This is a genomic window from Janthinobacterium sp. GW822-FHT07H10, assembly GCF_058798675.1.
On the sequence record NZ_JBXAKS010000003.1, the window covers coordinates 571,987 to 595,691 of the forward strand.

General features: G+C 64.6%; 21 protein-coding genes. 7 read left to right on the forward strand and 14 right to left on the reverse strand.

Going from position 1 to position 23,705, the window contains the following annotated elements; translation table 11 throughout:
- Window positions 1-13: 13 nt before the first annotated feature.
- Window positions 14-376, forward strand: a complete 363-nt coding sequence (locus AC1RDJ_RS10360) for a BON domain-containing protein (protein WP_034752546.1) — start codon at window positions 14-16, stop codon at window positions 374-376.
- 214 nt (window positions 377-590) lie between these two features.
- Complete coding sequence (locus AC1RDJ_RS10365; protein WP_071325963.1) at window positions 591-1,604, forward strand: bile acid:sodium symporter family protein; 1,014 nt, start codon at window positions 591-593, stop codon at window positions 1,602-1,604.
- On the opposite strand, the gene AC1RDJ_RS10370 is transcribed toward AC1RDJ_RS10365, so the two are convergent.
- Together AC1RDJ_RS10370 and AC1RDJ_RS10375 are read right to left on the reverse strand one after the other, a co-directional pair.
- Entirely contained in the window at window positions 1,556-3,025 is a 1,470-nt protein-coding gene (locus tag AC1RDJ_RS10370) for a UdgX family uracil-DNA binding protein (RefSeq protein WP_493027412.1), read from the reverse strand. The two genes, AC1RDJ_RS10365 and AC1RDJ_RS10370, sit on opposite strands and share 49 nt — an antisense overlap.
- A complete protein-coding gene (locus AC1RDJ_RS10375) occupies window positions 3,022-4,254 on the reverse strand; it encodes a putative DNA modification/repair radical SAM protein (protein WP_071325965.1) in 1,233 nt (410 codons plus the stop codon). The genes AC1RDJ_RS10370 and AC1RDJ_RS10375 overlap by 4 nt, the downstream gene beginning before the upstream one ends.
- Window positions 4,255-4,395: 141 nt before the next feature.
- Between AC1RDJ_RS10375 and modA the strand changes: the two genes are divergently transcribed.
- From modA to AC1RDJ_RS10395, 4 genes are read left to right on the forward strand one after another with little or no spacing between them, the layout of a single operon-like run.
- On the forward strand, window positions 4,396-5,154 hold the full coding sequence (gene modA / locus AC1RDJ_RS10380) for a molybdate ABC transporter substrate-binding protein (protein WP_071325966.1): 759 nt from the start codon (window positions 4,396-4,398) through the stop codon (window positions 5,152-5,154).
- 16 nt (window positions 5,155-5,170) lie between these two features.
- On the forward strand, window positions 5,171-5,842 hold the full coding sequence (gene modB, locus AC1RDJ_RS10385) for a molybdate ABC transporter permease subunit (RefSeq protein WP_071325967.1): 672 nt from the start codon (window positions 5,171-5,173) through the stop codon (window positions 5,840-5,842).
- A gap of 5 nt (window positions 5,843-5,847) precedes the next feature.
- Entirely contained in the window at window positions 5,848-6,543 is a 696-nt protein-coding gene (locus tag AC1RDJ_RS10390; RefSeq protein ID WP_493027371.1) for a sulfate/molybdate ABC transporter ATP-binding protein, read from the forward strand.
- A gap of 40 nt (window positions 6,544-6,583) precedes the next feature.
- Entirely contained in the window at window positions 6,584-7,351 is a 768-nt protein-coding gene (locus AC1RDJ_RS10395; RefSeq protein WP_493027413.1) for a TOBE domain-containing protein, read from the forward strand.
- 95 nt (window positions 7,352-7,446) lie between these two features.
- Here AC1RDJ_RS10395 and AC1RDJ_RS10400 read toward each other — a convergent pair whose 3' ends face one another.
- Complete coding sequence (locus AC1RDJ_RS10400; RefSeq protein ID WP_493027372.1) at window positions 7,447-10,521, reverse strand: response regulator; 3,075 nt, start codon at window positions 10,519-10,521, stop codon at window positions 7,447-7,449.
- A gap of 250 nt (window positions 10,522-10,771) precedes the next feature.
- Between AC1RDJ_RS10400 and fnr the strand changes: the two genes are divergently transcribed.
- On the forward strand, window positions 10,772-11,530 hold the full coding sequence (fnr, locus tag AC1RDJ_RS10405; RefSeq protein ID WP_071325969.1) for a fumarate/nitrate reduction transcriptional regulator Fnr: 759 nt from the start codon (window positions 10,772-10,774) through the stop codon (window positions 11,528-11,530).
- 125 nt (window positions 11,531-11,655) lie between these two features.
- Here fnr and AC1RDJ_RS10410 read toward each other — a convergent pair whose 3' ends face one another.
- The 11 genes from AC1RDJ_RS10410 to AC1RDJ_RS10460 form a co-directional block, all read right to left on the reverse strand.
- Entirely contained in the window at window positions 11,656-12,180 is a 525-nt protein-coding gene (locus AC1RDJ_RS10410; RefSeq protein WP_071325970.1) for a FixH family protein, read from the reverse strand.
- Window positions 12,181-12,235: 55 nt separating this feature from the next.
- The gene (gene ccoG, locus AC1RDJ_RS10415) at window positions 12,236-13,618 is read right to left on the reverse strand and encodes a cytochrome c oxidase accessory protein CcoG (protein ID WP_083412060.1); all 1,383 of its coding nucleotides are present in this window, start codon (window positions 13,616-13,618) and stop codon (window positions 12,236-12,238) included.
- Window positions 13,619-13,621: 3 nt separating this feature from the next.
- Entirely contained in the window at window positions 13,622-14,542 is a 921-nt protein-coding gene (ccoP, locus tag AC1RDJ_RS10420; RefSeq protein ID WP_493027373.1) for a cytochrome-c oxidase, cbb3-type subunit III, read from the reverse strand.
- Window positions 14,535-14,735, reverse strand: coding sequence for a cbb3-type cytochrome oxidase subunit 3 (locus AC1RDJ_RS10425; RefSeq protein WP_289888054.1), 201 nt, complete (start codon window positions 14,733-14,735; stop codon window positions 14,535-14,537). The genes ccoP and AC1RDJ_RS10425 overlap by 8 nt, the downstream gene beginning before the upstream one ends.
- A gap of 1 nt (window position 14,736) precedes the next feature.
- Window positions 14,737-15,351: a cytochrome-c oxidase, cbb3-type subunit II gene (gene ccoO, locus AC1RDJ_RS10430; protein ID WP_071325973.1), complete on the reverse strand. Its 615-nt coding sequence runs from the start codon at window positions 15,349-15,351 to the stop codon at window positions 14,737-14,739.
- 15 nt (window positions 15,352-15,366) lie between these two features.
- Window positions 15,367-16,794, reverse strand: coding sequence for a cytochrome-c oxidase, cbb3-type subunit I (gene ccoN / locus AC1RDJ_RS10435; RefSeq protein WP_071325974.1), 1,428 nt, complete (start codon window positions 16,792-16,794; stop codon window positions 15,367-15,369).
- Between the two features lie 214 nt (window positions 16,795-17,008).
- Window positions 17,009-17,188 (reverse strand): cbb3-type cytochrome oxidase assembly protein CcoS, encoded by a 180-nt coding sequence (gene ccoS / locus AC1RDJ_RS10440; RefSeq protein WP_071325975.1) that lies wholly within the window; start codon window positions 17,186-17,188, stop codon window positions 17,009-17,011.
- 3 nt (window positions 17,189-17,191) lie between these two features.
- On the reverse strand, window positions 17,192-19,618 hold the full coding sequence (locus AC1RDJ_RS10445) for a heavy metal translocating P-type ATPase (protein WP_493027374.1): 2,427 nt from the start codon (window positions 19,616-19,618) through the stop codon (window positions 17,192-17,194).
- Between the two features lie 10 nt (window positions 19,619-19,628).
- Entirely contained in the window at window positions 19,629-20,399 is a 771-nt protein-coding gene (locus tag AC1RDJ_RS10450; protein WP_493027375.1) for a sulfite exporter TauE/SafE family protein, read from the reverse strand.
- Between the two features lie 10 nt (window positions 20,400-20,409).
- On the reverse strand, window positions 20,410-21,858 hold the full coding sequence (hemN, locus tag AC1RDJ_RS10455) for an oxygen-independent coproporphyrinogen III oxidase (protein ID WP_493027376.1): 1,449 nt from the start codon (window positions 21,856-21,858) through the stop codon (window positions 20,410-20,412).
- A gap of 24 nt (window positions 21,859-21,882) precedes the next feature.
- On the reverse strand, window positions 21,883-23,553 hold the full coding sequence (locus tag AC1RDJ_RS10460) for a methyl-accepting chemotaxis protein (protein ID WP_493027377.1): 1,671 nt from the start codon (window positions 23,551-23,553) through the stop codon (window positions 21,883-21,885).
- Between the last annotated feature and the right edge of the window lie 152 nt (window positions 23,554-23,705).

Here is a 23,705-nt window from a genome sequence, read left to right on the forward strand (position 1 = left end):
GAGAGGAACTACCATGCAAACATCGAAACTGTTCAATACCCTGGTTGCCGCTATCGTACTGTCGGGCGCCTCGATCACCGCTTCGCATGCAGCTGACTCCGCACCAAAAGCACAAGCTCCTGCTGACACCGTGGTTGCCGCGAATGCCGCCGCTGCCGTGCCTGATGAAACCATCACTTCCTCGGCCAAGGCCGCCCTGAGCGCCGATGCGCAAGCCGCTGCCCTGCCAGTCAAGGTAGCAACCCAGCAAGGCGTCGTGGTCCTGTCGGGCGACGTGCCGAGCGCCGAAGCGGGTGACCGCGTCGTGCAGATCGTCGCTTCCGTGAGCGGCGTGAAAGAAATCAAGAACGAGCTGAAAGTCAAAGCCGCCGGTTAATTCCCTCGCGCTGTACTTTACTCCGGGTTGCCCTGTCTGCGGACAGGGCATTTTTTTTGCCCGCCCGGTTTGCACGGGAAGTCATACCGCCAGGCAAGGAGCTGGGCAAGGAACCGGACAATGCAGGTAGAATAGCCAGCACTGGCGCCGCTCCTGGCGCTGTTTGTCATCCACGGCACAGTGCTGCACGGCTGCGCCGCTACCAGGCTACTGCATGTCTTCTTTCTCTCCCGCTGCCCTGTTGCGCAATCTGAAACCCGACTCTTTCACCATCGCCCTGCTCGTCACCGTGGCGCTGGCCAGTTTCCTGCCCTGCACGGGCCAGACGGCCGTGGTGTTCGGCAATATCACCACCGTCGCCATCGGCGCCCTGTTCTTCCTGCACGGCGCCAAGCTGTCGCGCGAAGCCGTGGTGGCCGGCGCCATGCACTGGCGTCTGCACCTGCTGGTGCTGGCCAGCACCTTCGTCCTGTTCCCCCTGCTCGGCCTGGCCCTGCGCCCGCTGGCGCTGACCTTCCTCACGCCCGACCTGTACATGGGCATTTTGTTCTTGTGCGCCCTGCCGTCGACCGTGCAATCGTCGATCGCCATGACGGCCATGGCGCGTGGCAATGTGCCGGCCGCCATCTGCAGCGCCTCGGCCTCGAACTTCATCGGCATCTTCCTCGCCCCCATCCTGGTGGGCTTGCTGGTGGCCAAGGGCGCGGAAAGCAAGTCCTCGGTCGACGCCGTGCTGTCCATCGTCATGCAACTGCTGCTGCCGTTCCTGGCCGGCCAGTTCCTGCGCCGCTGGATCGGGCGCTGGGTCGACCGCCACAAGGCCACCTTGAAATACGTCGACCAGGGTTCCATCCTGCTGGTCGTCTACACGGCCTTCAGCGAAGCCGTCAGCGAAGGCCTGTGGCACACGATTTCGGTGGAAACCCTGGTGGCGCTGGGCCTGATCAGCATCCTGCTGCTGGCGCTGGTGCTGGGCATCGCCACCTTCGTCAGCCGCCGCCTGGGCTTCAACAAGGAAGACGAGATCGCCATCGTCTTTTGCGCCTCGAAGAAAAGCCTGGCCAGCGGCGTGCCGATGGCCAAGGTGCTGTTCTCCACGCGCTCGCTGGGCATGGTGATCCTGCCGCTGATGCTGTTCCACCAGATCCAGCTGATGATCTGCGCCGTGATCGCGCAACGCTATGCGCGGCGCGACGAGGGGCAGGAAGTGCCGGCCTCGACGCTGTGATGGCTATCCTGCCCTAGCAGCAGCGCCTGCCGCAGCCCCGCCACGATCACTGCGTAAGCCTGGCGCCGGCTTGCCGCATCGGGCGCGCGCAGCACATACGCTGGGTGATATACGGTAATCACCCAGCGCCCGTCGTGCAAGACGGGCGTGCCGATCAGCGGTGTCATGCTCGCCGCGCCATCTTGCAATAGCGCCTTCAATGCCGTGCTGCCCAGCGCTACGATCACCTGCGGTTTCACGCTGGCCAGTTCCTTTTCCAGCCAGCCATGGCAGGCGAGGATTTCGCGCTGCGTGGGCGTCTTGTGCAGGCGGCGCTTGCCGCGCGGTTCCCACTTGAAATGCTTGACAGCATTGGTCAGATACACGCTGTCGCGCGCCATGCCCGCTTCATGCATGGCTTGCTGCAGCAGCGCGCCGGCCGGGCCGACAAACGGCAGGCCCGCCAGGTCTTCCTGGTCGCCCGGCTGCTCGCCGATGAGCATGATGCGCGCCTGTTCCGGCCCCGTGCCGGGCACGGCTTGCGTGGCGGTCTTCCACAATTCGCAGCGGCGGCACCGGTCCAGGGTGGTGGGCAGGTCGCGCGCGGGCTGGGCGCGTTCGGCGGAGATCGGGATCATGGTCGCGCCGCTGCGCTGGCCCACGCTCGCCGTCTGGCCCGTGCGCCGTTCGCCGTTGGCGGCGCCGCTCAGCATGGCGGGCACGATGGCGCCTTCCGGCAGGTTCTTCCAGAAGCGCGAGGGGATATGGCTGTGCAGCAAGCCGGCATTCACGCGCGCGGGGTTGAAGATGCTGCGGTAGTAGGTCAGCCACAGGGCTTCGCCCGCATCGTCGATGTCGGCCGCGCCACGCAGCAGCGCCGGTCCCGCATGCAGGGTGGCGCCATCCCACAGCATGCTGGCCCGGGGCGTGGCGATCATCCAGCTGATGGCGCCCATGCGGCGCGCAAAGTGGCGCGCCACTTGCGGCAGCACCTCGTGCGCGGGCTCGAACCAGGCGACGAAGCGCGGCGCGCCAGCCGCTTCGTCGCGTTCCCTGAAGCGTACATAGGCATGCATGTCGTGTTCTTCGCGGCGCACGGCCTTGGCCATGGCGTGCAGGCGCGCGCCGTCCGCATCGGCGGGAGACAGTACGTCGTGCTGGCCCAGCTGCCAGCGCCACAGCACCTGGTACAGAAAGGCCCAGCGGTCGGCGGCGTTGAAACAGGCGGCCGCTTCCAGCAGTTCCACCAGCTGGCGCGGCAGGCGCAAGGCGGGCGCCGACATGACAGCGTCGGCAGGCGCAGGGGCGGACGAAAACAGGTCGCCATCGCCCGCTTGTGCGTGCCAGGCGACATCGGCAGGTGGCACTTTGCGCGCGATCAATTCGCGGGCGGCCGCGCGCCACTCGTCGAACGACTGCGCCAGCCGCGCCACGGCGTTCATGCCGCCTGCAATTCCGGCCACAAATGCATCTGCCGCGGCGCTTCCGCCATGGCCTGGCGCAGGTGTTCGGAAGCCGTGGTGTCGCGCGCGGGGAAATAATCGGCCGTGATGATGAAGGGCGCGATTTTCTTCATGCTGCAGCGCAGGCGCGACAGGTCGGCGTAGCGCACTTGCCGCAGCCGGCGCAGGTCGACGATGCGCTGTGCGTTGCGCAAGCCGATGCCGGGCACGCGCGCGATCATGTGCTGCGCCGCGCGGTTCAAGTCCAGCGGAAAATGTTCGCGGTGCGCCAGCGCCCACGCCAGCTTGGGGTCGATATCGAGCGCCAGGTTGCCGCCCGTTGCCGGCAGCAGTTCGCTGGCCTGGAAACCATAGCTGCGCAGCAAAAAATCGGCCTGGTACAGCCGGTGTTCGCGCAGCATCGGCGGCGGCGCCAGCGGCACGCTTTTCGGGCTGTCGGGGATGGGGCTGAAGGCCGAGTAGTACACGCGCTTGAGCTTGTAGCTGCCGTACAGGGTCTCGGCCGTGGAGAGGATCTGCTGGTCGTCGCTGGCGTCGGCGCCGACGATCATCTGCGTGCTTTGCCCGGCCGGCGCGAAGCGCGGCGACCTTGGTTCCTCTGCCTTTTCATCGAGCTTGCGGCGGATGGCGCCCATGGCCAGCTTGATCGTGTGCACGCTTTTTTCCGGCGCCAGTGCTTGCACGCTGTCCTGCGTCGGCAGTTCGATATTGACGCTGAGCCGGTCGGCATAGCGGCCCGCCTGCGCGATCAGGGCGGGATCGGCGTCGGGGATGGTTTTCAGGTGGATGTAGCCGCGGAACTGGTGCACTTCGCGCAGCTCGCGCGCCACCTGCACCAGCTGTTCCATCGTGTAGTCGGCCGACTGGATGATGCCGGAACTGAGGAACAGGCCGTCGATGTAGTTGCGCAGGTAAAAATCGGCCGTCAGCCTGACCACTTCGGCCACCGTAAACCGCGCGCGCGGCACGTTCGAGCTGCGGCGGTTGACGCAGTACTGGCAATCGTACAGGCAGTAATTGGTCAGCAGTATTTTCAGCAGGGAGACGCAGCGCCCGTCCGGCGTGTAGCTGTGGCAGATGCCCATGCCCGAGGTGGCGCCAAAGCCGTCCTTGCCGATGGAGTCGCGCTTGGGCGCGCCACTGCTGGCGCAGGACGCGTCGTACTTGGCTGCGTCGGCCAGGATTTCCAGCTTGTCCGTCAATTCCATGGCTCACCTCGATATACTGTGTTTATATACAGTATATCAGGGAATGCATGCTGTGCTGTCTTGACTTGTGCGATGGCAGAACGTTATATATAAGTGTATATTACGCTCCTTGTTCACCGTTCACTTTACAAGGATACGACCATGCGCCTCACCCCTCTCGCCCAATTCTTCGGCGCCGCCCTGCTTGCCACCGTCGCCTCGTCCGCCCTGGCCGGCGAAGTGGTGGTCTCGGCCGCCGCCAGCCTGACGAATGCGTTCAAGGATGCGGCGCAGGGCTATGAGGCGCAGTATCCGGGCAGCAAAGTCTCGCTGAACTTCGCCGCCTCGGGCGTGCTGCTGCAGCAGATCGTCAAGGGCGCGCCCGTCGACGTGTTTGCCTCGGCCGACCAGGAAACCATGGATGCGGCGCAAAAGCAGGGCCTCGTATTGCCGGCCGACCGCCAGGATTTCGTCGGCAACAGCCTGGTGCTGATCGTGCCGCACGACAGCAAGCTCGGCATCAAGAGCCTGACGGACCTGACGCACAAGGGCGTGACCCGCGTCGCCATCGCCAACCCGGCCAGCGTGCCCGTTGGCCGCTATTCGGAAGGCGCGCTGAAGAAGGCCAAGCTGTGGGACGCCGTGCAGACCAAGGCCATCGGCACGCAAAACGTGCGCCAGTCGCTCGATTACGTGGCGCGCGGCGAAGTCGATGCGGGTTTCGTGTATGCCACCGACGCGGCCATCATGAAGGATAAAGTGAATGTGGTGCTGGAAGTGCCGCTGGACGCGCCCGTGCTGTACCCGATCGCCACCATCAAGGACAGCGCCAACCAGGCCGAGGCGAAGCGTTTCGTCAGCTATCTGCAGACGGCGCCGGCGCAAGCCATCCTCGCCAAGTACGGCTTCAAGAAACCATAGTTAGTCAAGTTCCCGCATGGATATCGCCTGGACCGCGCTGGCCCTGTCGCTGAAGGTGGCGGCGTGGGCCACGGCGCTCAATTTGTTGCTCGGCATCGGCACCGGCTATCTGCTGGCGCGTGCCCGCTTTCCTGGGCGTAACCTGCTCGATGCGCTGCTGACCTTGCCGATGGTGATGCCGCCCACCGTGCTCGGCTACTATTTACTGGTCTTGCTGGGCCGGCGCGGCACGCTCGGTATCTGGCTGCAGGATACCTTCGGCATCAACCTGATCTTCACCTGGCAAGGCGCCGTGATCGCCTCGACGGTGGTGGCCTTCCCCCTCGTCTTCAAGCCCGCGCGCGCCGCCTTCGAGGCCGTCGATGGCCAGCTCGAGCAGGCGGCCCGCGTGCTGGGCATCTCGGAGCTGGCGATTTTCTTCCGCGTCACCCTGCCGCTGGCGTGGCGCGGCATCCTGGCCGGCGTGCTGCTGGGTTTTGTGCGCGCGCTGGGCGAATTCGGCGCCACCCTGATGGTGGCTGGCAGCATTCCCGGCAAGACGCAGACCCTGTCGGTCGCCGTGTATGAAGCCGTGCAGGCGGGCCAGGACGATGCGGCCAACATGCTGGTGCTGATCACTTCCGTCGTCTGCATCGTGGTGCTGCTGGCCGCCGGCCGCCTGGCACCGGGACGCATCGCTCACAAATGACCGCCATGCAACTTGACCTCGACCTCCGCGCCACCTTGCGCTCCGGCAAACGCCGTTTCGACATGCACGTGCAGTGCACGTCCAGCAGCCAGCGCATCGCCATGTATGGCCCGTCCGGGGCCGGCAAGAGCATGACCCTGAAAGCCATTGCCGGCCTCTTCACCCCGGACGCAGGCCATATCCGCCTGAACGGGCGCACCCTGTTCGATTCCGCCGCCGGCATCAACCTGCCGCCGCAGCAGCGCAATGTCGCCTATCTGTTCCAGGACTACGCGCTGTTCCCGCACCTGACGGTGCGCCAGAACGTGGGCTTTGGCCTGGCGCGGGGCTGGTTCAATCCGCGCGCGCGCGAAAAGTTGCAGAAAGTCGAGCACTGGCTCGACGCGTTTCACCTGCAGGAACTGGCGCACCAGTTCCCCGACGAGTTGTCCGGCGGCCAGCGCCAAAGGGTGGCGCTGGCAAGGGCGCTCGTGGCCGAACCGGCCGCCCTGCTGCTCGACGAGCCGTTTGCCGCCCTCGATCCGGCCCTGCGTGTCAAAATGCGCCTCGAGTTGAGCCAGTGGCAGCAGCGCCTGGACGTGCCCATGATCCTGATCACGCATGATCCGGAAGATGCGCGCATCCTGGGCGAACATGTGCTTTACTTGCGCGACGGACAAATTGACAGCATGGAAGAGGCATTGGGTGAACGCATTGGATAAATCGGCGGCAGCGGAAATCGGCCTGCAAGGCTCGGTATGGATGACGGTGGGCGGAGAAAATCTGGGCGGTGCCGGACGCGTGGAATTGCTGGGCGCCATCGCCGAGTGCGGTTCCATCACGCAGGCGGCCAAGCTTGTGAAGATGAGCTACAAGGCGGCCTGGGACGCCATCGACGCCATGAACAACCTGGCCGGCGAGCCGCTGGTGGAGCGCTTGACGGGCGGCAAGGGCGGCGGCGGCACGCGGCTGACGCAAAGGGGGCGCCAGCTGGTCGACAATTTCCGTATCATCGAGCGTGAGCATGCGCGCTATCTGCGCCAGCTGGGCAGCCAGGCGGAAGGCATCGCCGACGATCTTTTACTCATACGGAGAATGGCCATGAAAACCACGGCACGCAATCAATTCCTCGGCAAGGTAGCCGACATCAAGGTGGGCGCCGTCAACGACGAAGTCACGCTGGAATTGCCGGGTGGCCAGCAGATCGTCGCCATCGTCACGCGCGACAGCAGCGAAAGCCTGGACCTGGCCGCCGGCGTGGAAGCGTTCGCGCTGATCAAGGCTTCGTCGATCATCCTCGTGGCCGACAGCGAGGGCGCGCGCTTCTCCGCGCGCAACCAGCTGGCCGGCACCGTCACGCGCGTGCAGACGGGCGCCGTCAACACGGAAGTGGTGCTGGACCTGCCGCGCGGCGGCACCATCGCCGCCATCATCACGAACCAGAGCAGCACGGACCTGGGCATCGAGATCGGCAGCAGCGTGACGGCGATCTTCAAGGCCTCCAGCGTGATTTTGGGTGTGCCGGCATAAATTGCGTAGGCCGGATTGGCGCGGCAACGCCGCGCGTGATCCGACAACATTGTTGGCCGATCATGTCGGATTACGCGCCTGCGCGCTCATCCGACCTACTCTTTTAATCGTGCCAGCCACTCGCGCGCCGCCGCCAGCGCCTGTTCCAGCTCGCTTCCCACCGTCGCCAGCAGCGCCGCCACTGCGTCGAAACGGCCGGCATCGATGGCTTCCTCGGTGGCGAAGGCGGCGCGTATCAGCCGCTTCGTGCCCAGGGTCCCGACGGAGCCGCGCAAGCCGTGCAGGATGCGCGCCACGTCGCTGTGGCGTCCCGCCTGCAAGGCCGTTTCCGCCTCGCGCACGGGCGTCATGCCCTTGTTCAGCGCGTCTTCGACCATGCGCCGCAGCACGCCGCGTCCCTTGGCGTCGCGTCCCATCACGCGCATCAGCGGCGCCATGGAAAACACCTCGTCATCGGCGGGCGGCGCCGCTTCGGCGGCCTGCGCCTGCGGGCGTTTCGGCAGGTGGCGCAGGATGACGTCCATCATCTCTTCCACCACCACGGGCTTGGCGATGAAATCGGTGATGCCGGCCGTCATGCAGCGTTCGCGTTCGGAAGCGAGCACGCCGGCCGTCATGGCGATCACGGGCAGCTGCAGGCGCAGTTCCGTGCGGATGATGTGGGTGGCGCTGAAGCCGTCCATGATGGGCATCTGCATGTCCATCAGCACGATGTCGTAGCGCAGCGCTTCCGTGCGCAGCCGTTCCACGGCCTGCGAGCCGTCGCCCACCACGTCCAGCGTGGCGCCCATGTGCTCGAGGATGCCGCGCGCCACGGCCTGGTTCAGATGATTGTCTTCCACCAGCAGGAAATGCACGCCGGCCAGTTCCGTGCCCAGCGGCTGCTGCAGCATGCGTTGCTCGCCGCCATCGTTCTTGGCGATCAGCGCCTGGTGCAGGGCGTCGAACAGGCTCGACCCCGTGATCGGCTTCATCAGCACCACGTCGGCTTCGGCCGCGCTGGAGATTTCTTCCAGGTGGTTGCGCGCGAAGGCGTTGACCATCACCACGATGGGCTGGCGCTGGCCGGACGCGGCCTGGCGGATGGCCTTGGCCGTGGCCAGGCCATCCATGACGGGCATGTGCCAGTCGGCCAGCACCACGTCGTAGGGCTGCTGCTGCGCCAGGCGTTCGCGGTACAGCTCGATGGCGGCAAAGCCCGAGTCCACTTCGTCGGCGGCCCAGCCCCACGCTTCGATCAGCTTGACGATCAGCTCGCGCGTGGTGCGGTTGTCGTCGGCCACCAGCAGGCGCAGCGGCCCCAGCGACGGCGTGCGGCGCGCCTCGGCGGGCAGGGCCAGCACGTCGAACGGCACGCTGAACCAGAAGCGGCTGCCCTTGCCTTCGCTGCTGGCCACGGCGATCTCGCCGCCCATCATATGGATCAAGTGCTTGCTGATGGCCAGGCCCAGGCCCGTGCCGCCGAAGCGCCGCGTGATGCTCTGGTCGCCCTGCGAGAAGGCCGTAAACAGCTGGGCCTGCTGCTGGGCCGTCATGCCGATGCCCGTGTCGCGCACTTCGAAGCGCAGCCAGGCCCGCTCGTTCCTGCTTTCGGCCAGGCTGACGGCCACCACCACTTCGCCGCTCTCGGTAAACTTGATGGCATTGCCGGCCAGGTTGACGAGGATTTGCTGCAGCCGCTGGGCGTCGCCGACGAGGCGGCGCGGCACGTCGGGTTCGACGGCGATGGCCAGCTCGAGTTCTTTCTCGCCGGCATTCATGGTCATCGTCGTGGCGAGGGTATTCATGACTTCATCGAGGTCGAACTCGACGGGAGACAGATCCATGCGGCGCGCCTCGATCTTGGAAAAATCGAGCACATCGTTGAGGATGCCCAATAACGACTGGCCCGCCACGCGTACCATGGTCAGGTACTTGCGCTGCTCGGTGTTGAGCTTGGTATTGCCGAGCAAATACACCATGCCCAGCACGGCATTGAGCGGCGTGCGGATTTCATGGCTCATGTTGGCCACGAAATCGCTCTTCGCGCGGTTGGCCGCCTCGGCCCGGTCGCGCTCCTGCTCCAGCTCCGTTGCGCGCGCCTCGAGCTCGTGCTGCAGCCGGTCGCGCTCGCCCATCAGGCCGTTGAACGCCTCCGTCAGCTCGCCGATCTCGTCGCGCTGCTGCACCGGCACGGGGGTGAAGCGGTTGCCCGAGGCGCGCAGCGACAGCAGGGTGTCGCGCAGGCGCACCAGCGGCGACAGCAGGCGCACGGTGACCCAGCCCAGCACGGCCGCGGCCAGCAGCGAGGCGCAGATGCTCCAGAGTACCAGCCGTGACAGTACGCCGTTGAACGGCTCGAACGCGTCGGCCACGGGCAACGAGGCGGCCAGCAGCCAGTTCACGGATTTCAATCGCTTGAAGCTGTTGACGGCCGTGATGCCGCGGCTGTTGGTGCTGACCATGCTGCCTTCGCCGTCTTCTTTCAGCAGCTGCGTGGTGGTCTGGTTGGCGTTCGGCGCGCGCGGCTGCAGCAGGCGGCTGGTATCGGGGTACAGCACGTAGCGCGGCACGGCTTCGCGCGTGAGGATGAAGTAATAGCCGCTCTTGCCCACCTTGGCCGTGCGCAGGTGGCCCAGCATATTGTCCTTGTACAGGCGCAGCACGCCGATCACGATGCCGGCCACGGCGCCGTTCTTGTCCAGCACGGGCGCGACCATCTGCACGATGGGCAAGTGGCTGGTCTTGCCCAGCATCGGTTGCGTGATCATCGCCTGTTTCGTGCGCATGACGGTATGGAAGTAATCGCGGTCCGTCACGTCGGTGCCGTTGCGTCCCGGCACCTCGGGCACGTTGGCCACCACCTTGCCCTGCGTGTCGAGCACCAGCACGTCGTCGAACAGGGCCAGCATGGCGCGCTGCGTGTAGTACTCGCGCAATGCGCCGGCGTCGGCCATGAGGGCGGGCGGCTGGTGGCGCGCCGTCTGGGTGATGATGTCGAGCAGCATCGCCAACTTGTCGTCGAGCTCTTCGGCCGTGCGCTCGATCAGGGCCGTTTGCTGGACCAGCAGCACTTGCGTGAAATCGTCGCGCATGTGCTTGACCTGGATCATGGTGACCAGGGCGATCATGGCGATCGAGGTCAGGCTGGTGGCCAGCGCGACTTTTGCTTTAATGCCGAGAGGCTTCATGATTTCCTTTTCAGTCCCCGAAGGGACAGGCGGCAGATAATGCTGTCAGGAATTTTCCTATCAATACAGCAACTTGGCAAGCGCCGGCCGCGTAAATTCCCGCCGTCAAAGCAGCAATTGACGATGTTGCCATAAAATTAAATGCAGGACGTCGTTTATTCAGCGAAATTAGCGTGAATGACGGGGAAAATGGCACAGGCAAGCGCGCTATGCAGTAAACTTGTTATTGCATTTTCAAAAAGGTACTGACATGACAGAAGCGCTACTCTCTCCAGCCTTGCCCGCCGTGAACGTGGAAGCGTTGCGTGCGCGCTGCTCGACGTGCAGCATGCATCAATTGTGCCTGCCGATGGGCCTCGACGTGGGCGACATGGACAGGCTGGACCAGATTATCGGCCGCCGCCGCAAGGTCGCGCGCGGCGCCTCGCTGTTCCGCATCGGCGACTCGTTCCAGAACCTGTACGCGATCCGCCTGGGCCACTTCAAGACTTACCAGATCAATCCGGGCGGCGAAGAGCAGGTGACGGGCTTCCAGATGGCTGGCGAACTGCTGGGCATGGACGCCATCAGCGCCGACCGCCACCACTGCAATGCCGTGGCGCTGGAAGACAGCGAAGTGTGTGAAATTCCGTTTTCCAGCCTGGAACAATTGCTGGGCAATATGCCCACCCTGCTGCGCCATTTCCACCGCATGATGAGCCAGGAAATCACGCGCGAGCAAAGCGTGATGCTGTTGCTGGGCAATATGCAGGCGACGCAGCGTTTTGCCGCCTTCATCGTCAACCTGGCGTCGCGCTACGAGGCGCGCGGCTATTCGGGCAGCAACTTCCAGCTGCGCATGTCGCGCGAGGAAATCGGCAACTACCTGGGCCTGACCATCGAGAGCGTCAGCCGCTTGCTGTCGAAGTTCAAGAAGGAAGGCTGGCTGCGCGTGTCGAACCGCGAGATCGAGATCCTGCAGCCGGCAAAATTAAAAGCCATTACGGCCGGCACCGACACCTGCAAATAACGGCACCGTCAAAACCCGCTGCGCGTCGCGCTTTGCGGCTTGCGCTGCGCGCTGTACACCGGCACAGCTGCGCTGCTCGGCCGCCCATCACTGGCGCCCGCCACGGTTTTCCCCGGCGCAGTGCCTTACAGTTCCTCGTCCGCATGCAGCGCGATGCTGCGCTGCGCGGGCCAGGTCCAGATGCCCGACAGGCGCCACTCGCGCGTATTGTTTTCCACCAGCACCTGCCAGCGGCTGCGCTCGAGCATCGGCAGCGCCACCGAGAAGTTGCCCATGGCGTCGGGCTGCACCAGCAGCTTGATATCCTTTTCCGGCAAGGTCGCGTGCGCCAGGTGCAGCTGCAGCGGCGCCTGGTAAGCCTTGCCGAAGCTGTGCACGGAGCCCGTCAGGCGTGCTTGCGCCACGTCGTACGCCAGGCTGGTCGACATGGCCAGGTTGCTGGCGGCCGTATCGCGCCGCAAGTCCTGGTTGATGGCCTTGCCCTGCTTGTAATAGTCGCCCACCACCAGCGCGTCGGGTTGCGTAAACGCGATATAGCCCATGAAGCTGCCGACGACGACGGACAGCCCGGGACCGATCATCAGCAGCCATGGCCAGCGGTGCTTGTACCAGGGCGCGGCGGGGGCTTGCAGTTTCAGACTGTCGGACATTGTTTTCTCCTTGTGACGGCGGCAAGAACACGGGGATTCCTGCCGCCTTTCCTGCTTAACGTGGCACGATGAACACGGCGCTTTCGCGCACGTGCAGCGACGGGTCGTCCAGCGACTGCAGCTCGATCGTGATCTTGTTCGAGCCCTTCTCTCCCACGCCGTGCGGCACGCGCAGGCGGATCGGCCAGCCCAGCGTTTCCGTCGCCTGCAAGGTCACTTCATCGCGCGTCAGCAAGGTCAGGCCCGGCAAGCCGGCAACGCTGATCCTGAAGCTCTGGCTTTGCTCCGAAGTGTTCATGATCTGCAGGCGGTAGACGTTCTCGATCATGCCATCTTCCACTTCGCGCCCCATCGAGCCGCGGTCGCGGATGACGTCCATCTTCAGCGGCGTGCGCAGGGCCAGCGAGGTACACACGGCGATGATGATCAGGGCCAGGATGGAGGTGTAGATCAGCACGCGCGGGCGCATGGCGCGCTGGCGGATCTGCTTCGAGTCGAAGTTGTTTTCCATCGCATGGTCGGTACTGTAGCGTACCAGTCCGCGTGGCCGGTCGACCTTGTCCATCACGCTGTTGCAGGCATCGACGCAGGCGGCGCAGCCGATGCATTCATACTGCAGGCCGTTGCGGATATCGATGCCGGTCGGACACACCTGCACGCACAGGGTACAGTCGATGCAGTCGCCCAGCTTGTCGTTGTTGCCGGCCTTCTTGCTCAGCGCACCGCGCGGTTCGCCCCGCTTGGCGTCATAGGTGATGATCAGGGTGTCCTGGTCGAACATGGCGCTCTGGAAGCGCGCGTAGGGGCACATGTATTTGCACACCTGCTCGCGCAGCCAGCCCGCGTTGCCGTAGGTGGCCAGGCTGTAGAACAGCACCCAGAACCATTCCCACGGGCCGAAGTTCAGCGTTTGCACGGAATGGGCGAGTTCCTTGATCGGCGTGAAGTAGCCGACGAAGGTAAAGCCCGTCCACAGGGCGATGGCGCCCCACACCAGGTGCTTGGCCGTCTTCTTGGCCGTCTTGCGCAGCGACGGGCCCTGCTTGTCAAGGGCCATGCGCGCGCTGCGCGTGCCCTCGATCTTGCGTTCGACCCACAGGAAGATTTCCGTGTACACCGTTTGCGGGCACGAAAACCCGCACCATACCCGCCCGGCGATGGCCGTGACGAGGAACAGCAGATACGCACAGATGATCAGCAGGGCCGCCAGGTAGATGAAATCCTGGGGCCACAGCACGACGCCGAAAATGTAGAACTTGCGCGTGGTCAGGTCGAACAGCAGGGCTTGCCTGCCATTCCACGTCAGCCACGGCAAGCCGTAGAACGCGAGCTGGGTAAGCCAAACGCATACCCATCGCCAGGTAGCGTAGCGTCCTTTGGCCTCGCGAGGGTAGATTTGCTCGCGGGCCGCATACATCTTGATGACTTGAGGTTCCATTGTTTACTTCGCGGGCGCCTGCGGATTCGACAGGCTCCAGACATACGCCGACAGCACGTGCACCTTCGATTCGCCGAGGAAGTCGCTGAAGGCCGGCATGGTGTTGCTGCGGCCCTTGCGCACGGTTTCCATGATGGTATCGGCGCTGCCGCCATACAGCCAGGTCTTGTCCGTCAGGTTGGGCGCGCCCAGCATCTGGTTGCCCTTCGCATCGGCGCCGTGACAGGCCATGCAGGCGCCGAACTTGGCCTTGCCCAGCACGGACTTGACGGGATCCGACGTGGAACCGGACAGGCTCAGCACGTAATGGGCCACGTTCTCGACATCCTTCTCGGAACCGAGGGCGGCGCCCATCGGCGGCATCTGGCCATTGCGGCCGTGCATGATGGTGGTCTTGATGACGTCAGGTTCGCCGCCATACAGCCAGTCCTTGTCGGTCAGGTTGGGGAAGCCCTTGTTGCCGCGCGCATCCGAACCGTGGCATTGCGCGCAGTAGGTGAGGAACAGGCGCTGGCCGATGGCTTGCGCCTGCGGATCGGCGGCCACCGTCTTCAAGTCCTGGCTCAGGTACTTGTTGAACAGGGGACCGTAATCGGCTTCCGCCTTTTTCAGCTCTTCCTCGTACTGGCCCGTCGATTTCCAGCCCAGGCTGCCGGCATAGTTGCCCAGGCCCGGATACAGGAACAGGTAGGCCAGCGCGAAGACGATGGTGATGTAGAACAGCCACATCCACCAGCGCGGCATCGGCGTGTTGAGTTCCTTCAAGTCCTCGTCCCAGACGTGGCCCGTGGTGCCGTCGGCGGGGGCGCCGGCCGCCACTTTCACTTTCGACTGCGAGTACAGCAGCACGCCGCAGCCGATGATGCCCAGCAGGGACAGCACGATGATGTAGATGTTCCAGAAGCCATTCGTAAAGTCAGCCATGGTTGCGCTCCTCTTGTGCTTGCGCGGCCGGGGCCGGATGGTCGAGCGCCTCGTCGGCGAACGGCAAACGTGCCGCCGCGTCGAAGTCGCTATTGCTGCGGCTGAACGTCCACCACAGGATGCCCACGAACGTCGTAAAGGAAACCACCGTCATGACGCTGCTGGCGCTGTCAAACAGGTTTTCGATTGCCATGCTAATTCCTTGTTTTGATTAATGTACCGAGGCCTTGCAGATAGGCGACCAGGGCGTCTTCTTCCGTCTTGTCCTGCAGCTGGGCCGGCGCGGCGGCGATTTCCGCGTCGCTGTACGGATCGCCCAGGCGGCGCAGCGCGCGCATCTTCGGCATGATCTCGTCCGGCACCAGCTTGGTCTTCGCCAGCCAGGGGTAGGACGGCATGTTCGACTCGGGCACCACGTCGCGCGGGTTGTTCAAGTGCGTGCGGTGCCATTCGTCGCTGTAGCGCGCGCCCACGCGGGCCAGGTCGGGCCCCGTGCGCTTCGAACCCCACTGGAACGGACGGTCGTAGACGAACTCGCCGGCGACCGAATAGTGGCCATAGCGTTCCGTTTCCGCGCGCAGCGGGCGCACCATCTGCGAGTGGCAGTTGTAGCAGCCTTCGCGCACGTAAATGTCGCGCCCCGCCAGGCGCAGCGGCGAGTACGGCTTCAGGCCGGCGATGGGCTCCGTCGTGCTCTTCTGGAAGAACAGGGGAACGATTTCGACGGCGCCGCCGATGCTGATCACCACCGTGACCAGGGCGATCAGCAGCCAGGGGTTTCTTTCAATCCATGCATGTGAAAATTTCATTTGCTTTTGCTCCTATCAGGCGTGCGCCGCGTTCAGTTCCGGAATGCGGGCGACGGGGAGTTTGCTGCCGCGCAAGGTCATCCAGGTGTTGTAGCCCATGATGCACATGCCCGACAGGTACAGCAGGCCGCCGGCCACGCGCACCACGTAGTACGGATACGTGGCTTTCACGCTCTCGACAAAGGTGTAGGTCAGGGTGCCGTCAGGATTGACCGCGCGCCACATCAGGCCCTGCATCACGCCGGCGATCCACATCGCGGCGATGTACAGCACGATGCCGATGGTGGCCACCCAGAAGTGCACGTCGACCAGGCGCGTGCTGTGCATCTGCGTGCGGCCCGCCAGGCGCGGCAGCAGGTAGTAGATGGAACCCATGGTGATGAAGCCGACCCAGCCCAGGGCGCCCGCATGCACGTGAGCAACAGTCCAGTCCGTGTAATGGGACAGCGAGTTGATGGTCTTGATCGACATCATCGGACCTTCGAAAGTGGCGATGCCGTAGAACGACAGCGAGACGATCATGAACTTCAGGATCGGATCGGTGCGCAGCTTGTGCCAGGCGCCCGACAGGGTCATGATGCCGTTGATCATGCCGCCCCAGCTTGGCGCCAGCAGCACCAGCGAGAAGACCATGCCGATCGATTGCGTCCAGTCAGGCAAGGCCGTGTAGTGCAGGTGATGCGGGCCGGCCCACATGTAGGTGAAGATCAGCGCCCAGAAGTGGACGATGGACAAGCGGTACGAGTACACGGGGCGCTCGGCCTGTTTCGGGATGAAGTAGTAGACCATGCCCAGGTAGCCGGCCGTGAGGATGAAGCCCACGGCGTTATGGCCGTACCACCACTGGATCATGGCGTCCTGCACGCCGCTGTAGGCGGAGTACGACTTGCCGGCCGATGCCGGCATGACGGCGCCATTGACCACGTGCAAAATTGTCACGGCCAGGATGTAGGCGCCGAAGAACCAGTTGGCCACGTAGATATGCTTGACCTTGCGCTTGATCAAGGTGCCGAAGAACACGATCGCATACGCGATCCAGACGACGGCGATGAGCAGGGCGATAGGCCACTCGAGTTCGGCGTATTCCTTGCCGCGGGTCAGGCCCATCGGCAGGGTGACGACGGCGGCCAGGATCACCGCTTGCCAGCCCCAGAACGTGAAGGCGGCCAGCTTGTCGGAAAACAGGCGCACCTGGCACGTGCGTTGCACGACGTAGTACGAGGTGGCGAACAGGCCGCAGATGCCGAAGGCGAAAATCACGGCATTCGTGTGCAGCGGACGCAAGCGTCCATACGTCAGCCATGGTATGTCGAGGTTCAGGGCAGGCCATGCCAGCTGCGCGGCGATGATAACGCCAACCAGCATGCCGATGATGCCCCATACCACAGTAGCGACCGCGAATTGCTTCACGATCTTGTAGTTATAGTTCAGCGATTGATCCACAAAGACTCTCCCTGGAATTACTATTTATGATGGTGGCCAGAGAGTAAGTGTTTGACCGCTAAAAAACTTTGATGTGGATCAAAATTCCCCAGATGAAATAGGCGTAGTTAACTGACATCAAAATAAAACGCGATTCAGCTAAAAAAAGCCATGCAAGATCCCTGCAACACGGGCTGGATGGGGGGCTGAAAGCAGCGCCGCCAGGCAGGCGCAATCAGGCGTGCGGCGCTTCGTCGGATGCCGTCGTCTCGGTCGCGTCGTCGTCCTGCAGCACGCGCAAGCCCGGTCCCACCAGGTCGTCGAACTGGCCGCCGTCCGAGGCCGTGAAGAAGACCCACAGAGCGATGAAAACGACGACGATGCTGAGGGGGATGAGGAGGTAGAGCGCTTCCATGGTTCAGGCTTTCCGCAGGCGCAAGGCGTTGGCGATGACGACGGCCGAGCTGGCGGCCATGCCGACGCCGGACAGCCACGGGTTCAAGAAGCCCAGCGCGGCGGCGGGGATGGCCGTCACGTTGTACAGGGTGGCCCAGCCCAGGTTTTCGCGGATGATGCGCATGCTGCGCGCGGCCGTTTTGGCCGTGTCGAGCACGGAGCGCAGCTGGCTCGACAGCAGCACCGTGTCGGCATGCGCCTGCGCCAGCGCGGCGCCCGAGCCCATGGCGAAGGAGACGTCGGCCGCGCTCAGCACGGCGGCGTCGTTGATGCCGTCGCCGACCATCGCCACCACGGCGCCCGTCGCCTGCAGCTGCTGCACGAAATCGAGCTTTTCATCGGGCAGGCACTCGCCGCAGGCCGTGCCGATGCCCAGTTCCGCCGCCACGCTTTGCGTCAGCGCTTCCTGGTCGCCGCTGAGCAGCACGACCTGCTTGCCGCGCCGGTGGAAATACGCGACGACTTCGCGCGCTTCCGGGCGCAGCGCGTCGCTGAGCAAAAAGCGCGTCAGCCAGCGGCCCTGCATGCCCAGGTACAGCGGCGTCATGCCCTGCACGCCGACGGCCGTGTCGCCCAGCGGCGGCCCGGCGATGGCGGCGACAAAGGCTGCATTGCCCAGCCGGTAGCGCACGCCGTCGATCACGCCTTCGAGTCCCTGCCCCTGCACTTCCTGCAGGTTTTCCGCATGCGCGCGCGGCTGTTCCTTGGCCGCATCCATGATCGCTTGCGCCAGCGGATGGGCGCTGCCCGCTTCCAGCGCGGCCGCCACCTGCAGGCAGGCGTCATCCGTCATGCCGCCCAGGCCCTCGACCTGCTGCAGCACGGGCCGGCCCAGGGTCAGGGTGCCCGTCTTGTCGAAGACGATGTGGGTGGCGCGGTGCAGGGTTTCCAGCACATGCGGCTGGACGATCAGCACGCCGCGCCGCAGCAGGCTGTCGGTGGCGGCGGCCAGCGCCGTCGGCGTGGCCAGCGACAGCGCGCACGGGCACGACACGACCAGCACGGCGATGGCCACGGGCCAGGCCTGCGACGCATCGTGCCAGCTCCAGAAGGCGAACACGGCGCCGGCGAACAGCAGCAGGCCCAGCACGAACCAGGCGGCCACCTTGTCGGCCCACTGCGCGATCTGCGGCTTGCCGCTGCCGGCCCGTTCGATCAGCTTTAACAGGTCGGACAGGGTGCTTTCGCGCGCCGGTTTGAGCACGCGCAAGATGATCGCCGCGCTGGCGTTGATGGCGCCGCCCGGCACCCGTTCGCCTGTTTTCCTGCGCTGGGCCGCGCTCTCGCCCGTCAGCAGCGATAAATCGAGCGCGCTCGTGCCCTCGACGATGACGCTGTCGGCGGCGATCGCCTCGCCCGGTTTGACCAGAATCACGTCACCGACGGCCAGGCTGCCGGCCGGCACCAGGGTGGTGGCGCGGTTGTCCGGGAAGCCCGCCATCAGCGAGGCCGAGGCGGGCAAGGCGTGCTGCAGGCGCTCGAGGGCCGAGGCGGCCTTGCGGCGCGCCTGCAGTTCGAAATAGCGGCTGCACAGCAGCAGGAAGATGAACATCGTGGCCGAGTCGTAATACACCTCGCCGCGGCCCGTAAACGTCGCCACCACGCTGCCGCAGAAGGCCGCCAGGATGCCCAGCGCCACGGGTACGTCCATGCCCAGGGTGCGCGCGCGCAGGCTGGCCCAGGCGCCCTGGAAAAACGGCATGGCCGAATAGCAGATGGCCGGCAAGGTCAGCAGCAGGCTGGCCCAGCGCATCAGGCTGGCCATATTGTCGTCCAGCGTGCCATCCTCGGCCAGGTAGGCGGGCGCCACGTACATCATCACCTGCATCATCGACAGGCCGGCGACGAACAGCTGGCGCCCCAATGTCTTGCTGGCTTTCTGCAGGCGCTCGCCATGGCGCACGGCATCGTAGGGATAGGCCGTATAGCCGACTTGCCGCACGGCTTGCAGGATATCGCCCGGTTCGCACTGCGCGCGGCTCCAGCGCACGTACAGGCGTTCCGTGGCGACGTTCAGGCTGGCCGCCTGCACGCCGGGCAGGCGCGTCAGCTGTCGCTCGATCAGCCAGACGCAGGCGGCGCAGCGTATGCCTTCGACGGACAGGGTCGCTTCGCAGCTGCTGGCGTCGCGCGCGAATTGCGCGTCGTCATTGCTGTACAAATGCAGTTCGGGCGGCATCAGGGTGGCATCAAATGCGTTGACGGCGTATTCGTCGCGGTCGCGGTAATACGCGCTCTGGCCGATGTCGACGATGGTCTGCGCCACCGCTTCGCAGCCGGGGCAGCACATGGCGCGCGGCTCGTCGCCTATGGTGACGTACCAGTGGGAACCGGCGGGCACGGGCAAGCCGCAATGGAAGCAGGCGGCGGGTTTCAGGACAGCATTCATACGTTTCTCTTCATGGATGGCCCGTGACGCACAGGGCGTCGAGCCAGCCCAGCGATACGCCGTGGGCCGCGCGCAGCAAGCCCAGCACGCCAAAGCCCAGCACCAGCACGCCGCTGGCGATGCGCACGGGACGGCGCTGCAGCTGCGCGCGCAGCCGCGTGCCCAGCAAGCCCATGCCGAACAGCATGGGCAGGGTGCCGAGGCCGAAGGCGCCCATGGCGGCCGCGCCGCTCAGGGCCGAGCCTTGCAGCATGGCCGTCAGCAAGGCGCTGTAGACCATGCCGCACGGCACCCAGCCCCACAGCCCGCCCACGGCCAGCGCCTTGCACGGCGTATCCATCGGCATCAGGGGTTTCAATAAGGGGCGCACGCGGCGCCAGATCAGGTTGCCGGCGGCCTCCAGGTGCGCCAGGCCGCGCCAGGCATCCATCAGGTACAGGCCCAGGGCGATGAGCATCAGGTTGGCCAGCCAGTAGCCGGCCACTTGCAGCGCGGCGAGGTGCAGCATGCCGGCGCCGGCCAGGCTGCCGGCCACGGCGCCGGCCAGCATGTAGCTGCCGATGCGCCCGCCGTTATACGCGAGCACGCGCAGCACGTTCGAGTGCGAGGTTGTCTGCCATGCGGGGCGCGCCACGGCGATGGCGATCACGGGGCGGGCGGCCTGTGCCGGTGCAGCGCCGCTGAGCGACAGCGCGCCGACGATGCCGCCGCACATGCCGATGCAGTGCACGCTGCCGGCCAGGCCGACCAGGAACATGGGCACGAGGCTGAGGGCGTTCATCGGCGCTGCGTTACACGGTTTTCGAGTAGCGCAACGGCTGCACGGCGTCCGGCGCGGTGTTGGCGCGGGCCAGGGTCAGGTAGCGGTCGAAGACCATGCAGATATTGCGGATCAGCAAGCGCCCTTTCGGCGTCACCGTCAGCCAGTCTTCCTCGATGACGAGCAGGCCGTCGCGCGCCAGCTCGCGCAGTTTTTCCAGCTCGGCGGCGAAATAGCTGCGGAAGGTCACGGGATGGGCCTGTTCGATGGTGGCGATCGACAGTTCGAAATTGCACATCAGCATCTGGATGATGATACGGCGCAATAAATCGTCCGTGTCGAGCTTGATGCCGCGCGCGATCGGCAGCACGCCTTCGTCGAGTCTTTCGTAGTACGCGTCCAGCGTCTTTTCATTCTGGCTGTAGACGGCGCCCACGGAGCTGATGGCCGACACGCCGCAGGCGATCAGGTCCGCTTCCGCGCGCGTCGAGTAACCCTGGAAGTTGCGGTGCAAACGGCCCTGGCGCTGCGCCACGGCCAGGTCGTCCGTCGGCTTGGCGAAATGGTCCATGCCGATGTAGACATAGCCGGCCGCCGTCAGGCGCGCGATGCACAGGCCCAGCATGGCCAGCTTGGTGGCGCTGTCGGGCATGTCGGCGTCGAGGATGCGGCGCTGCGGCTTGAACAGGTGCGGCATGTGCGCGTAGTGGTACAGGGCGATGCGGTCGGGACTGGCGGAAATCACTTTGCGCAGGGTTTCCGTCATCGTTTCCAGGTTTTGCTTCGGCAAGCCGTAGATCAGGTCGATGCTGATCGAGCGGAAACCGGCGTCGCGCGCGGCCTGCATGATGGCCACCGTTTCCGCTTCCGGCTGGATGCGGTTGACGGCTTTTTGCACGTCGGCGTCGAAATCTTGCACGCCCAGGCTGATGCGGTTGAAACCCTGTGCGCGCAGCGAAAACACGCGTTCGCGCGACACGCTGCGCGGGTCGATCTCGATCGAATACTCGCCATCCTCGTCGGAAGCGAAGTCGAAATGCTGGCGCAAATGGGCCATCAGTTCGTCCATCTGCTTTTCGCTCAGGTACGTCGGCGTGCCGCCGCCGAAGTGCAGCTGCTCGATCTGGTTCATGCCGGCAAACAGCTTGCCCTGCATGGCGATTTCCTGCTTCAGATAGCTGAGGTAGGTGGCGGCTTTGCTGCGGTCTTTCGTGATGATCTTGTTGCAGGCGCAGTAGTAGCACAGGGTGTCGCAGAACGGCACGTGCACGTACAGCGACAGCGGACGGCGGCCGCCGCGCATGCGCAGCGCGGCCAGGGCTTCAAGGAAATTACCGTAGCCAAATTCTCCGTTGAAACGGTCGGCGGTCGGGTAGGACGTGTAGCGGGGGCCGGACTGGCTCATCTTGCCGATGATGACCGGGTCGAATTCGACGACCGCATCCAGTTCGGCGGAAGCACTGCTGAGTAGTGTAGGCATGATATGTTTTAAGTCTTGAAAGGTTTAGGCGGCCAGGCGTTTCAGGCCGCTGGGCTTGCCGGCTTGCGTAGCGTTTGCGGCGCCCGATTTGCCGCCTGGCATGGCGACACGGCGCGGCGGCGGCATCTTGCCGAAATTGAACAGGCTCACGGCTTGCGACAGGCTGGCCGCCTCTTCCGCCAGGCGCGTGGCGGCCGCGGCCGCTTCTTCCACGAGGGCCGCGTTTTGCTGCGTCACCTGGTCCATGTGGGCGATGGCCTGGTTGACCTGGTCGACGCCGATGCTCTGCTCGCGCGAGGCGATGGAGATTTCCTGCATGATGGCCGTCACCTGCTGCACCGAGCTGACCACTTGCTCCATGGTGGCGCCGGCGCGGTTGACCTGCAGCATGCCGGCGCCCACCTTGCCGACGGAAATTTCAATCAGCTGCTTGATGTCCTTGGCTGCCAGCGAGGAGCGCTGCGCCAGGTTGCGTACCTCGCCCGCGACGACGGCAAAGCCCTTGCCCTGTTCGCCGGCGCGGGCCGCTTCCACGGCCGCGTTCAAGGCCAGGATGTTGGTCTGGAAGGCGATGCCTTCGATCAAGCCGATGATGTCGACGATCTTCTTCGACGAGGTGTTGATGTCGTCCATGGTGGTGATCACCTCGGCGACGATTTCGCCGCCCTGCACGGCCACTTTCGAGGCGGCCACGGCCAGCTCGTTGGCCTGCACGGAATTGTCCGCATTCTGTTTCACGGTCGACGAGAATTCTTCGATGCTCGAGGCCGTTTCTTCCAGGCTGGCCGCCTGCGATTCCGTGCGGCCCGACAAGTCCATATTGCCGACGGCGATTTGCTTGGTGGCCACGGCCATGGTTTCCACGTTGATGCGCACGTCGCGGATGGTGGCGATCAGGTTGCTGTTCATCTGCTGCAGCGCGCGCAGCAATTGCCCCACTTCATCCGTGCTGTCCGTTTCAAAACTGCCCGACAGGTCGCCGGCGGCGATCGCGCGCGCGCCGTTCAGGGCCTTGCCCAGCGGTTTGAGCACGGACATGCGCAAGGTGTACCAGAGGAAGACGTTGATCAGGAAGCCGAACAGGGTGGCGCCGAAGATGGCGTAGTTGGTGATCTCGCCGCCGCTGGCGAACAGGCTGATGATGCACACCAGCAGTTGCAGGCAGTTGACGATGGAGGTGGCGGCCCAGATGCGCAGGTTCAGCGACATGTGCGTCAGGCTGTGCAGCAGGTGCGCCAGGCCGGGGCGTACGATCTGCCCGTGCTTGATGACGATCTTGCCGTCTTCCTGGTTGCGGATGGCCGCGTACGCTTCCTCGGCCACCTTCACCTGGTCCTTGTCCGCCTTTACGCGCACGGACATGTAGCCGATGGTCTTGCCCGCTTCGCGGATGGGCGTGACGTTGGCGCGTACCCAGTAAAAGTCGCCGTTCTTGCAGCGGTTCTTGACCAGGCCCGTCCACGGCGTGCCGGCCTGGATCGAGGCCCACAGGTCGGCAAACGCCTCGGCCGGCATGTCCGGGTGGCGCACGATGTTTTGTGGCGAGCCGAGCAGCTCTGCCTCGCTGAAGCCGCTGACCTGGCTGAAGTAGGGGTTCACATACACGATATTGCCGTTCATATCCGTTTTCGACACGATGGCCTGATCGTCCAAGACGAGGACTTCACGGTTAGTCACTGGCAAATTTTGGCGCATGGTCGCGGCTTCCTGATCAGTTGAATAAGTAATTGGTGGGTAAGACTTGCACGATTGCAAGAACGGAGATCAGTGTAAGGAGTCGCCTACGCAAATTTATTGATGTAGATCAAAATCCCCCAGATTGGTTCGGCTAATTTGCCGTGGCTCCA